The organism is Ruegeria sp. CJ3 (genome assembly GCF_056536725.1).
In genome coordinates, this window is record NZ_JBQFQE010000001.1 from 199,690 (window position 1) to 211,532 (window position 11,843).

Here is an 11,843-nt window from a genome sequence, read left to right on the forward strand (position 1 = left end):
AAGCAGGCAAGAGGCATTTTCATGCGCAGAGTCGTTGTAACCGGTCTGGGATTGGTCACTCCTTTGGCCAGCGGGGTCGAGGAAACATGGTCGCGTCTGTTGGACGGCGAGTCCGGCGCAGGCCCCATCACGCTGTTTGATGCCGAAGCAAGCGGCGTCACCACGACCTACGCCTGCGAAGTCCCGCGCGGGGATGGCACCAACGGGACATTCAACCCCGATGACTGGATGCCTCCGAAAGAGCAGCGTAAGATCGAGGATTTCATTCTCTATTCCATCGCTGCGGCCGAAATGGCCTGCAAGGACGCGAACTGGCTGCCCGAGGATGAAGAAGACCGTCTGCGCACGGGCGTACTGATCGGTTCGGGAATCGGTGGCCTGGGTTCGATTGCCGAAACCGCGAACCTGATCCGCGACAAGGGTCCGCGCCGCGTATCGCCGTTCTTTATTCCCGGCGCACTGATCAACCTGGCCTCGGGTCAGGTCTCGATCCGGTTTGGCTTCAAGGGGCCGAACCATTCGGTCGTGACGGCCTGTTCCACCGGTGCCCATGCGATTGGCGATGCAAGCCGGATCATCCGGGCCGGGGATGCGGATGTCATGATCGCGGGCGGCGGCGAGGGCTGCATCTGCGAGATCGGCATTGCAGGTTTCAACTCGTGCAAAGCGCTGTCGACGAAATATGCGGACGACCCGAAAAAGGCCAGCCGCCCTTATGACATTGACCGTGACGGCTTTGTCATGGGCGAGGGCTCGGGCATCGTGGTGCTTGAGGATTACGAACACGCCAAGGCGCGGGGCGCGAAGATCTACGCCGAGGTGCTGGGCTATGGCATGTCGGGCGACGCTTACCACATCACCGCGCCGTCAGAGGATGGCGACGGGGCCGAGCGTTCGATGAAAGCCGCGCTGCGCAGCGCAGGGCTTGAGCCGAAGGATCTGGATTACATCAACGCGCATGGCACCTCGACCATGGCGGACACGATTGAGCTGGGCGCGGTAGAGCGTTTGTTGGGCGATCATGCCAGCAACGCGACCATGAGCTCGACCAAATCGGCGACGGGTCACCTGCTCGGTGCCGCTGGCGCGATCGAGGCGATCTTCTCGATCCTTGCGATCCGCGATCAGGTGGCGCCGCCGACGATCAATCTGGACAATCCGGCGGTCGAAACCCCGATCGATCTGGCCCCGAATGCCAAGCGCGAGCGTGAGATCAACGTGGCCCTGTCGAACTCGTTCGGTTTCGGGGGCACTAATGCTAGTGTGATCTTCGGAAAGGCCAACTAAATGTGGCGGGCCCTGGCGTCGAATGCGCTGACCATTCTGGTGGTCGGCCTTTTCCTGTTGGGCGGTGTCGTCCTGTGGGGGCAGTCGCAATACAAGACCGACGGCCCGCTGGAAACTGCGATCTGTCTGCAGGTGAAACCGGGCTCGAACATGACCCGGGTCAGCCGCGATCTTGAGGATCAGGGCGCGATCAGCAGCGGTCTGATCTTCCGCTTAGCCTCTGATTACACTGATAAATCTCAGCAGTTGAAAGCGGGCAGCTTTCTGGTGCGCGAGGGATCGTCGATGGAGCAGATCATCGACGAGATTACCCGCAGCGGGGCCAGCACCTGCGGGACTGAGATCGAATACCGCATCGGCGTGACCCGGCTGCAGACCCGCGTGCGCGAGCTGGACCCGGCGACGCTGGATTTCATCGAAGTTGCGTCCTTCGAGGTCAGCGAAGAAGCGCCTGAAATATATGGAGAAAAGCGCGGTGAGGCGGATACCCGTTATCGTATTTCTCTGGCCGAGGGCGTGACCAGTTGGCAGGTTGTTGAGGCGCTGAAGGCGATGGATCTGCTGACCGGAGAGGTTGCTGAACTGCCCGCAGAAGGGATGTTGGCACCGGACAGTTATGAGGTCACTCCCGGTGCGGATCGGAACGAAATTCTGACGGATATGCAGCAAAAACAGCAACTTAGAATAAATGCCGCGTGGGAGGGGCGTCGGGAAGGGCTGCCCCTGAACAGCCCCGAAGAGATGCTGATTCTAGCTTCGATCATCGAAAAAGAGACGGGTGTACCCGGTGAACGCGGTCAGGTGGCCAGCGTTTTCGTTAACCGTCTGAATCAAGGCATGAAATTGCAGACGGACCCGACCGTGATCTACGGTGTCACCAAGGGTCAGGGTACGTTGGGCCGTGGCTTACGCAGAAGTGAACTTCGCCGTGTAACACCTTGGAATACCTATGTGATCGACGGCCTTCCGCCGACCCCGATTGCGAACCCGGGGCTGGCCAGTCTTGAGGCTGCGGTGGCACCGGACGATACGAATTTCGTGTTCTTCGTCGCCGATGGCACCGGAGGTCATGCCTTCGCCGAGACGCTGCAAGAGCATAATCGCAACGTCGCCAAGTGGCGCGAGATCGAGGCCGAGCGGAATTCAGGCAACTGAACCGCGCGGCCCGTTTCTTTCGTTTTGTACATGCGCCGGACCGTGATTTGTCGGGTTTGTACAACCTGCATCTGCCGTCCTGACGACGCTTGAACAGGGGCTCTGCGCCTACTCAATGCGCGACCCCTCAGAAATCTGCGGACGGTTTGTCGGATCGTCTTGACCTTCCATCTGCTGGAAACCCTATCGGGGGGTGGCAAGATGAATGAGGTTCGCATGAAGATAGTTGTGATCACGGTTGCTGTCGCTGCCGCTTTGGGTGTCGGATATTGGATGATGACGGGGACGGACCTTGACGGGCCGGGCGACGTGGCTGCGGGGGAGGCGCTTGTCGAGATTACGGTGCCCGAGGACCTGTCTGAACAGGCCGTGTTGGGAAAGAAGGCCTATGATACGGTGTGCGCCGCGTGTCATGGTGTAGATGCGGTAGGCCAGAACGGGATCGCGCCGCCGTTGATTCACAAGATCTATGAGCCGGGCCATCACGGCGATGAGAGCTTTCAGCGTGCCGTCGCTCATGGCGTACAAGCGCACCATTGGCCGTTTGGCGACATGCCCCCGGTCGAAGGTCTGACCCGTGGCGATGTGACGATGATTGTCCGCTATATTCGGGAGGTTCAGCAAGCCAATGGTATTCACTAGCACGAGAGAAGGGTCTGGTATGATGGGTAAAATCGCAGCGGTGCTAGCATTTCTTTTGACCGCCAACATCGCCCTTGCCCACTCACCGCTGGAGCGGACGGTCCCTGCTGATGGTGCGGGTCTTACGGACGTTCCGGCCGAGGTCGCGCTTGTTTTTGCGCGGGATATTCGTTTGACCCGTGTGGAGTGGACGTTGGATGACGATCAGTCCGGGTCAATTGACCTGAGCGCGACAAGCGGCTTTGCGACCGAGTTCACGCTGCCCTTCGACGGGGCGGGTTCGGGTGAGTATCGGATCGAATGGCGCGGGTTGGGGGATGATGGGCACCCTCAGACCGGCAGTTTTGGTTTTGTGGTCGAGTGACGGGTGGAAGATCCGGTCAGCATAACCTCGGTTCTGGCCAAATGGGGGCTGTATGCCGGGGTGCTGGGCGGCGCCGGGCTGGTATTCTGCGCGGCGCTGTTCCGGTTTGAGGTTCCGCGTCGGTGGGCCGCCGGGCTGACGGGATTGGGGATGCTGGGCGCGGTGATGTCGTTTGCGCTGAAGGGCAGCGTGCTGACGGGGGATTTGTCCGGCATGACCGACCCTGAGATGCTGGGTCTTTTGTGGCAAACACAAAGCGGTGCTGCGCTGCGATGGCAGGTCGGCGGGCTGGTGCTGCTGATGCTTGGGCTGTTGCAAACGCGTCTTGCCCGAGGGGTGCAGATCGTGGGTGGGGTCTGTGCCATCACGGGGCTGGCGGTCATCGGTCATCTATATGACCGGGGCAGTTCCATGCTGTTCTATGGCCTTTTGCTTCATCTGATCTGTGCAACGCTGTGGATTGGCATTCTGCTGCCGTTGCATCAGCGGGCGGCTGGTCTTGACGGGGGGCAGGCGGCGGATCTGGGTGAGCGGTTTGGACGGGTTGCCATGGTGTTTGTGCCGCTGCTGCTGCTGGTTGGCGGCTATATGGCGTATGCTCTGACCGGATCGCTGACGGCGCTATTGACGACGGGCTATGGGCAGATGTTGTTGCTCAAGGTGGCGTTGGTCGCTGTTCTGCTGGCGCTGGCGGCGCTGAACAAGCTGATCTTTGTGCCCCGATTGCGCGCGGGGAACCGCACGGCGGCGCGGGGTCTGGTGCGGGTGATCAGGGCCGAGGGGGCCATGATCGCTTTGATCTTGCTGGCGACGGCGATGCTGACCACCGCTCTGACGCTGCCGAATGTGCATTGATCAGAGGGGCAGCCCCCTCTGATCCAATCCGTCAGGCCGCTTTGGGGCGACGGGGGCGGCGGCGTTTCTGGCCCGCGGGTTTGGCTGCGCCGCTGTTCTGGGGCTTGGGGCCGCGGCGGCGGTTTTGCGGACGGCGGGCAGTTTTCTTGGGCGTGATCGCCTCGGGCTGCGTGCCGCTGGCCACGGGGATTTCGATCTTCATCAACTTTTGAATCTGAATCAGCAGATCGACCTCTTCCGCCGAGCAGAAGGCGATGGCCTCGCCCTCGCGGCCTGCGCGGGCGGTACGGCCGATGCGGTGGACATAGTTATCGGGCACCTCGGGCAGGTCATAGTTGATCACATAAGCCACGCCGGGAATGTCGATGCCGCGCGCGGCGACATCGGTGGCGACGAGGATGGTGACCTCACCGGCGCGGAAGGCCTTGATCGCGCGGTCGCGCTGGCCCTGGCTTTTGTTGCCGTGGATCGAGGCGGCGTTGAAGCCATCGGCGACGAGGCCCTTCATCAGCTTTTCCGCCCCGTGTTTGGTGCGCGAAAAGACCAGCGTCAGGGCGTCGGGATCAGCCGACAGGATCTCGCGCAGTTTGGCGGGTTTCGCGGGCTTTTCGACGAAATGGATCGACTGGGTGATCTTGTCGGCGGCCTTGCCGGGGGGCGAGACCTGAACCCGCTGCGGGTTGGTCAGATAGGCGCGGCTGAGCTCTTCCATCTGCTTGGGCATGGTGGCCGAGAACAGCATGGTCTGGCGCGGCGTGCCCAGTTCCGGCGCGATGCGGCGCAGGGCGTGGATGAAGCCCATGTCGAGCATCTGATCAGCCTCATCCAGCACCAGATGGCGGACCGCGCCGAGGTCAACGGCCTTGCGATCCATCAGGTCGATCAGACGGCCCGGCGTGGCGACCAGAATGTCGGTGCCGCGTGACAGAAACATGATCTGCTTGTTGATCGACTGGCCACCGACCACGGTCGCGACGCGCAGTTTGGTGCCCTTGGTCAGGTTGCGCAGGCTGTCGGCGATCTGGTTGACCAGTTCGCGGGTGGGCGCGAGGATCAGCGACTTGGCCGTCTTTGGCGCAGGTTTGCCGGGCTGTGCCAGCAGGTGGTCGATCAGCGGCAGCCCAAAGGCCAGCGTCTTGCCGGTGCCGGTCTGGGCGAGGCCCATGATGTCATGCCCGTTCAGCGCCAGCGGAATCGCCTGGTTCTGGATCGGGGTGGGTTGGGTGAAATTGGCGCGTTTCAGCGCGTCGTTGAGCGCGGGCGCGAGGCCCAGCATGTCGAAGTCGAACAAATAACTATCCTTTGTGGCCCCCATGCGTTTACGCAGGGGGCAAGACGGGCCGCATCCGCGACCGGCAGGGGTTGTGCGAGACCTCGGGACGGGCAGGCGGTTCCTGCTGCATCCGGTCGTCGCGTCAAGAACCCTGCGTGATGGGGAACTATGGGTGAATCGGGCGCTGTGGGGCCATATCGACGGCCCGAATGCTCACGCGGCAGCGCTGCTTGATAGGGCACATGCGGGTTGAGTGGGGATTTGTCAAGCTGTCGGGTGGCGTTTTCTGAGAGCTGTCTTCAGAACGCCGCGGCGCCTAGTGCCTCAGTCCGACCGCCTGATGGACCGCAAGCCCGGTGTTCACCGCGCAATAAGTGGGGAAGGGCATCCGCCCTGAGGTCTCGATATCGCGCCTGATCCAGTTGTGATCCTCGAGCTGATGCAGGGACGAGGACAGGGCGCGGTCGGTGATGGGGGGCAGATCCGATTTGATCGCTGAAAAACGATGCGGGGTGCCGGTCAGGGCCAGGATGGGCACGGTCCAGGATTTGCGGAGAAGCTTGTTGGCGTCTGCGGGCGCGACTTTGATGACCGCGTGGGCGATCCGTGCGGCTTGGGTCCCGGCGGCGGTGAGGCGGAATTCGGGGCGCAGGGGGTGGCCATGCCCGGGGTTTCTCTCGATCAGGCCGAGTTGGACGAGATGGTCGAGGCTTGCCGCAAAGGCCGTTCGGCTGGCGCTGGTCTTGGCAAGCAAGGGCGCCTGACGGCCGGGAACGCCCGTGTGCATCAGGGCCAGGATGTTCAGTGACCATGCGCGTGCAGTCAGCTTGACAAGCAGGTTAATGTCCATAAAGTATAGTAACTATATTTTAATACGAAGGGAAGATCGATGCCGCTCGTTTCATTGAGAAATACAATCACATTCGCGATTTCGGTTCGGGACCGTCACGCCAGCGCGGATTGGTATAGCGACAAGCTTGGGTTCGAGCTGGTCCACCATATTGATGAAGCGGGGTGGAGCGAGATGCGCACCAATGTCGACGGCGTGACCTTGGGTCTGGGAGAGCAGGCAGAACCGACGCCGGGCAACTGCGTTCCGGTCTACGAGGTCGGAGATATTGCCACGGCGCGGGGCGCGTTGGAGGCCGCAGGGGTGGCGTTTGATGGCCCGACGGACACGGTCGAAGGGATGGTCAGCACGGCCACATTCTATGACCCGGACAAGAACGCGATGATGCTGGCGCAGGATCTGACCGGGGGTTGATGTTAACATGGCGTCCGGTGGGTGTTGCGTCCGTGTTGCGTAACTCATTGACTTTGCGAACTTAATCGCGTATCTCTTATGTCATGCTAGAAGAAGTGGGCAACGGCCCCGGGGCGACCCGGCGGCCGTTTTTCGTTTCTCTCGTGCGGAAAAACTCACGCATGAGGTCAATAGCCAAACATGACTTTGATTACCCCGGAAGAGCGGATTTCACAGACGGCGGATTTGTTGATGTCGCTGGAGAGGTCCATTCGCGATCTGCGCCAGGCAGCGGAAGAACTGCGAAAACAGATCGGTGCCGGGGAGGATGCAGACCTTGCCGGAACAGGCAAGCAACTGGGTCAGCTAGAGGGGCTGATCCGCAGTTGCCAGAAAGTGGAGACAAGCTTTGTCGAACAACATCACAGACAAGCCGGAATTGCCCAAGGGGGCTATGCGCTCGACCTTGATCGGGCACGATCTGAGATCGGGTGCAGGCTGGCTCGCCTCCGCGCCTGCTGCGGTGCAGGACAGGTTTCTGAGTGAGATCGGGGAGGGAGGGCTGTGTGCCCTCCCTTTCCTGTTCGAGTTCTGGGCGCTGCCGCATCAGTTGCCGCCCGAAGGCGACTGGCGGTCATGGGTGATCATGGGCGGCCGGGGGGCTGGCAAGACGCGGGCCGGAGCTGAGTGGGTGCGGTCGATGGTTGAGGGGTCTTTGCCTTTGGACAAAGGCGAGGCGTGTCGGGTGGCTTTGGTTGGTGAGACCTTTGATCAGGTGCGCGATGTGATGATCTTTGGTGACAGCGGGATTTTGCAGTGCTCGCCGCCGGATCGCAGGCCCACGTGGAAGGCATCGGAACGCAAGCTGGTCTGGCCCAACGGCGCCGAGGCGCAGGCGTTTTCGGCGCATGACCCCGAGGGGCTGCGCGGGCCTCAGTTCGATGCGGCCTGGGTGGATGAATTAGCCAAGTGGAAAAAGGCCGGGGAAACCTGGAATATGTTGCAATTTGCGCTGCGGTTGGGGGATCGGCCTCGGGTTTGCGTGACGACCACTCCGCGCAATGTGAAGGTTTTGAAGGAGTTGCTGGCGTCGCACTCGACCGTTCAGACCCATGCGCCGACCGAGGCGAACCGGGCCAATCTGGCGGGTTCCTTCTTGGACGAGGTGCGCGCGCGCTATGCGGGCACCCGGCTGGGGCGGCAGGAGTTGGACGGGGTGCTGCTGTCGGATGCTGAAGGCGCGTTGTGGACCGGTTCGATGCTGGAGGCGGCGCGGTGCGCACAGGTGCCCGAATTGGACCGGATCGTGGTGGCGCTGGACCCGGCGGTGACGGCGGGGGCGGATGCCGATGCCTGTGGGATCGTGGTCGTGGGCGCTCAGCTACAGGGGCCGCCCGAGGACTGGCGCGCCTATGTGCTGGCCGACCGGACAGTGCAGGGCGCGGGTCCTGCGGGCTGGGCGCAGGCGGCGATTGACGCGATGGGTGAATTCGGGGCCGAACGGCTGGTGGCCGAGGTCAATCAGGGCGGGCAACTGGTGGAAGAGGTCGTGCGGCAGGTGGACCCTCTGGTTCCGTATCGCGCCGTGCGGGCCTCCCGCGGCAAGGTCGCGCGGTCCGAGCCTGTGGCGGCATTGTACGAGCAGGGGCGGGTGAGCCATGTGGCCGGGCTGGACGCGCTGGAGGAGCAGATGTGCCAGATGACCGCGCGCGGGTTCGAGGGTCAGGGCTCGCCCGACCGTGTCGACGCGCTGGTCTGGGCACTGCATGAGTTGTTGGTGGGGCCTGCGGGGGCGTATCGGCGGCCTAGGGTGCGGAGTTTGTGAGGTGGTCAAAAAACACGCGAATTCCTGTTCCCCCAACGTGGCTCTCTTCCGAACAAGAATTTGGGATAGACCGTTCATTTAAACAGCGGATTACCCGACTCAGGTTCGATCGGCAGCCCGACTTTTTCCGAGGGCTAGTATATTTCTCCATTTTTTGATGGGATGCGTGCGCGGTTTCTCGGTAATAAACAAGCTTCGTACAGAGGGCATAGGTGAAAGCGAAGAACTCTCAAATAAGTCAGGGAAATGAAACGCAATGCTGACTTCAAGAATGTAAAGAAGCTTCAGGTAGTCCGGTGAAAAACAAGGTGCGGAATCGCGCCAAAGATCGCTTTGTCGTAACTTGTTAAACGACAGGGCGTAGCTGCGATTTCGTGTATACCCCCATCCTCCCACACCAGGAATTCGTGGATCCCGATTTAGCGACATATGATACCCGTGTAAGGGACGAAAGGTATGTGATGGATCAGGAAGGCCGAGCCCACGTGCAACAATGAGATCGTATAGAAAGCACTCGTCCAAATTAATTCGTTGTTTTGGATAGTCGTTAGGAAGCGGATAATAGGCATCCCAATCTGAAAAATGTAAACCGCTAAGTGCTTTCTTCCCGGATGGTCGCTGTATGTTGCTATAGGGCAAACCAAGTACCCGCATATTTTCAATGTGATCTGGGGCAATACGCTCAAGCACGAGTATGTCTATATCCCCGATGTAAACGTAGCGTGCTTGATTGCGGGGCGTCTCCAAAAACCGGACCGTGTTCGACACCTGGTCAAAGTGTCTACCGGTGGAAATCGCAAACCTACCCGCGCAATGGCGTTCGAGGACTTCTAAGCCACTCCGAAATTCTCTCCGAAAACTATCTTCGTCCTCGACACAGACTTCAACAATGGTATCAGGATTGGACCACAAGACAGAGACCATATAGGGCAAAACAAACGGTTCGTACCTTCGGTCTGCGGCCGTAAATACTAATAACTCGAGCATAAGTTATGTTCACTTGTTCTAGTTTCAGCAAATGTACGGTCAATCTTTGTCACTTGGCTGAACTTTCCTGTTTTATCAACCGTTTTATGTAGCGCTTGAACCCAGGTGTCATGGCAACTGGTGCGATTGTCGAGCCTAAGACTGTTGCCCACCCGACGTACGCCCCATTCCCAAGCCTTAAACTTCTTTCCGTCATAACTCCTTTCAACAAGCCGGGCAGAGCGGCGGCAGAAAGGAGCACAGATGGTATTCGATTTCTTGCGTCGTGGATCGGCAGGCGAAGCGCCCGAGGCGAAGGCGAGCGCGGCGGGGCCTGTGGTGGCGTGGCAGACGGGCGGGCGCGTGGCGTGGAGCCCTCGGGATGCGGTGTCGCTGACGCGGACGGGGTTTTCGGGGAATCCGGTGGGGTTTCGCTCGGTCAAGCTGATTGCTGAGGCGGCGGCGGCGTTGCCTTTGGTGTTGCAGGATCAGGCACAACGGTTTGATACTCATCCGATCCTGTCGCTGATGCGCCGTCCGAATGCGGCGCAGGGGCGGGCGGAGTTGATGGAGGCCTTGTTCGGCCAGTTGTTGCTGTCGGGCAATGCGTATGTTGAGGCTGTGCAGGCTGACGAAGGCTTGCCGGTTGAGCTGCATGTGCTGCGCTCGGACCGGATGAGCGTGGTGCCGGGGGCGGATGGCTGGCCCAAGGCGTATGATTACGCGGTGGGTGGCAAAAAGCACCGGTTTGCGGCGGAAAATATCTGTCATATCAAGTCGTTTCACCCTCAGGATGACCACTATGGGTTCTCGCCGATGCAGGCGGCGGCGATGGCGATTGATGTGCATAACAGCGCGTCCCGGTGGTCGAAATCGCTGTTGGATAATGCTGCGCGGCCTTCGGGGGCGCTGGTTTGGAAGGGTGATGGCCATGGGGTGATGGCCGAGGATCAGTTCCGGCGTCTGTCGGATGAGATCGAGCAGAACTATCGCGGCGCGCGCAATGCTGGCCGTCCGATGGTTCTGGAGGGGGGGCTGGATTGGAAGCCGATGGGGTTCTCTCCGTCCGATATGGAGTTTCAGAAGACCAAGGAAGCCGCCGCCCGCGAGATCGCGTTGGCCTTTGGGGTCCCGCCGATGCTGCTGGGGATACAAGGCGACGCGACCTATTCGAACTATCAGGAGGCCAACCGGGCGTTCTATCGCCTGACCGTGCTGCCCCTGGTGACGCGGGTGGCGGCGGCGGTGTCGGAATGGCTGGCGAGGTTCTCGGGTGAGGATCTGGTGCTGAAGCCCGACATGGATCAGGTGCCTGCGCTGTCGGCGGAACGCGATGCGCAATGGGCGCGGGTCAATGGGGCCGATTTCCTGACGGATGCTGAAAAGCGCGCGCTGCTGGGGTTGCCGGAGCGTGGCGATGGGTGATTATCCCTCGTTCGAGTGTGCGCCGGGGCTGAGGCTGGCCGCGCATGAGCGGGTGGCCGAGATCCAGCACGCGCATTTGTGCCGCAGGTTGGATCAGATCGAAGAGATGATGGAGCGGCTGGAGAAGCGGTTGTGGCTGACGGTTTACGGCGTGGCGGCGGTGATTTTGGCGCAGGCGTTTCAGTCGTTGTTGGTGGTGGCGCCGTAATGTCAGTGGGTTACATGGAGAAGTTCATGGATTTGGAACATAAATTCGCGCGGTTTGGCGACGGGTTGTCAGTGTCCGAGGATGCGGTGATCGAGGGCTATGCCAGCCTGTTCGGGCAGGTCGATCAGGGCAGCGATGTGGTGCAGCGCGGGGCGTATCGCGGCTCGCTTGATGGGCTGTCCAAGGCGGGGCAGCGGGTCAAGATGCTGTGGCAGCACGATCCGGCGCAGCCTATCGGCGTCTGGGATGAGGTGCGCGAGGACGACCGGGGCCTGTGGGTCAAGGGGCGTCTGCTGGAGGCCACCCAAAAGGGTCGTGAGGCGGCTGAGCTGATCCGGGCGGGCGCGATGGATGGTCTGTCGATTGGCTATCGCACAAAGCGGGCCGTGAAGAATGACAAGGGCCAGCGGGTCCTGACCGAACTGGAGCTGTGGGAGGTGTCCTTGGTGACGTTCCCGATGCTGCCCAGTGCGCGGGTGGCGGCGAAGGGGACGGACCCCGAAGTTGCGTTCACCTGGCGCAATATTGCCGAGGTGTTCCGTGACGCCCGGCAGGAGCTGGCGCGGATCTAGCGCCTCAAAACCCACCCAGAAAAGGAAG

At 61.0% G+C, this 11,843-nt stretch carries 13 protein-coding genes; 10 read left to right on the top strand and 3 right to left on the bottom strand.

Annotated elements, in window-relative coordinates; genetic code table 11:
- Positions 1 to 21: 21 nt before the first annotated feature.
- From fabF to ACR0J1_RS01010, 5 genes are all read left to right on the top strand, one after another.
- Entirely contained in the window at positions 22 to 1,287 is a 1,266-nt protein-coding gene (gene fabF, locus ACR0J1_RS00990; RefSeq protein WP_480730113.1) for a beta-ketoacyl-ACP synthase II, read from the top strand.
- Positions 1,288 to 2,442 carry an endolytic transglycosylase MltG gene (mltG, locus tag ACR0J1_RS00995; protein ID WP_480730111.1) on the top strand — a complete coding sequence of 385 codons (1,155 nt, stop codon included), beginning with the start codon at positions 1,288 to 1,290 and terminating at the stop codon, positions 2,440 to 2,442.
- A 216-nt stretch (positions 2,443 to 2,658) separates the two neighbouring features.
- Positions 2,659 to 3,084, top strand: a complete 426-nt coding sequence (locus tag ACR0J1_RS01000; RefSeq protein ID WP_480730109.1) for a c-type cytochrome — start codon at positions 2,659 to 2,661, stop codon at positions 3,082 to 3,084.
- A gap of 19 nt (positions 3,085 to 3,103) precedes the next feature.
- The gene (locus ACR0J1_RS01005) at positions 3,104 to 3,448 is read left to right on the top strand and encodes a copper resistance CopC family protein (protein WP_480734482.1); all 345 of its coding nucleotides are present in this window, start codon (positions 3,104 to 3,106) and stop codon (positions 3,446 to 3,448) included.
- A gap of 3 nt (positions 3,449 to 3,451) precedes the next feature.
- The gene (locus ACR0J1_RS01010) at positions 3,452 to 4,303 is read left to right on the top strand and encodes a CopD family protein (RefSeq protein ID WP_480730105.1); all 852 of its coding nucleotides are present in this window, start codon (positions 3,452 to 3,454) and stop codon (positions 4,301 to 4,303) included.
- 31 nt (positions 4,304 to 4,334) lie between these two features.
- On the opposite strand, the gene ACR0J1_RS01015 is transcribed toward ACR0J1_RS01010, so the two are convergent.
- Positions 4,335 to 5,594 (bottom strand): DEAD/DEAH box helicase, encoded by a 1,260-nt coding sequence (locus ACR0J1_RS01015; RefSeq protein ID WP_480730103.1) that lies wholly within the window; start codon positions 5,592 to 5,594, stop codon positions 4,335 to 4,337.
- 298 nt (positions 5,595 to 5,892) lie between these two features.
- The gene (locus tag ACR0J1_RS01020) at positions 5,893 to 6,426 is read right to left on the bottom strand and encodes a winged helix-turn-helix transcriptional regulator (protein WP_480730101.1); all 534 of its coding nucleotides are present in this window, start codon (positions 6,424 to 6,426) and stop codon (positions 5,893 to 5,895) included.
- 39 nt (positions 6,427 to 6,465) lie between these two features.
- Between ACR0J1_RS01020 and ACR0J1_RS01025 the strand changes: the two genes are divergently transcribed.
- The gene (locus ACR0J1_RS01025) at positions 6,466 to 6,840 is read left to right on the top strand and encodes a VOC family protein (RefSeq protein ID WP_480730100.1); all 375 of its coding nucleotides are present in this window, start codon (positions 6,466 to 6,468) and stop codon (positions 6,838 to 6,840) included.
- Positions 6,841 to 7,273: 433 nt separating this feature from the next.
- The gene (locus tag ACR0J1_RS01030; RefSeq protein WP_480730411.1) at positions 7,274 to 8,644 is read left to right on the top strand and encodes a DNA-packaging protein; all 1,371 of its coding nucleotides are present in this window, start codon (positions 7,274 to 7,276) and stop codon (positions 8,642 to 8,644) included.
- Positions 8,645 to 8,743: 99 nt separating this feature from the next.
- Here the strand turns inward: ACR0J1_RS01030 and ACR0J1_RS01035 are convergent, their stop codons facing one another.
- Entirely contained in the window at positions 8,744 to 9,334 is a 591-nt protein-coding gene (locus ACR0J1_RS01035; RefSeq protein ID WP_480730098.1) for a hypothetical protein, read from the bottom strand.
- 540 nt (positions 9,335 to 9,874) lie between these two features.
- Here ACR0J1_RS01035 and ACR0J1_RS01040 point away from each other — a divergent pair.
- The 3 genes from ACR0J1_RS01040 to ACR0J1_RS01050 are packed head-to-tail and all read left to right on the top strand — an operon-like array spanning position 9,875 to position 11,815.
- The gene (locus ACR0J1_RS01040; protein ID WP_480730096.1) at positions 9,875 to 11,035 is read left to right on the top strand and encodes a phage portal protein; all 1,161 of its coding nucleotides are present in this window, start codon (positions 9,875 to 9,877) and stop codon (positions 11,033 to 11,035) included.
- Entirely contained in the window at positions 11,028 to 11,243 is a 216-nt protein-coding gene (locus ACR0J1_RS01045) for a GTA head formation protein, RCAP_rcc01685 family (protein ID WP_480730094.1), read from the top strand. Before ACR0J1_RS01040 ends, ACR0J1_RS01045 begins: the two co-directional genes overlap by 8 nt.
- Positions 11,244 to 11,269: 26 nt before the next feature.
- Complete coding sequence (locus ACR0J1_RS01050; RefSeq protein ID WP_480730093.1) at positions 11,270 to 11,815, top strand: HK97 family phage prohead protease; 546 nt, start codon at positions 11,270 to 11,272, stop codon at positions 11,813 to 11,815.
- The last annotated feature ends 28 nt before the right edge of the window (positions 11,816 to 11,843 follow it).